Source organism: Pseudomonas sp. FA-1, from assembly GCF_056856075.1.
Genome location: NZ_JBWXTH010000055.1, coordinates 1 through 284 on the forward strand (window position 1 = coordinate 1; position 284 = coordinate 284).

Genomic DNA, 284 nt, shown 5'->3' on the forward strand with positions numbered 1-284 from the left:
ACGAACCCGGCGGTGAACTTGGCCACGCACGGCATGATGGCCTTCATGCCGGCCTGGCTACCGGCCTTGATCAACTGCGCGATGCCGCCAGCAGCACCCGCGATGGCCATCAGCACATCGACGGTGGTGCGTAGCCATTCAGGTACTTCATCATCTACCGGCAGGTAACGGTAGGTACCGCCGCCGATGATGACGTTGTCCGAGCCACTGGTAATGGTCGCGCCGCAAGTCAGCTTGTCGCCATTGCGTGCGGCGGCCACGCTGTTGATGAAGACGTTGGTCGA

General features: G+C 62.0%; 1 protein-coding gene. It reads right to left on the reverse strand.

The genetic code is table 11. The features are described 5' to 3' along the window. Positions 1 to 284: PAAR domain-containing protein (locus AC1MHZ_RS23455; protein WP_482967019.1), on the reverse strand; the 284-nt coding region annotated here is incomplete at both ends.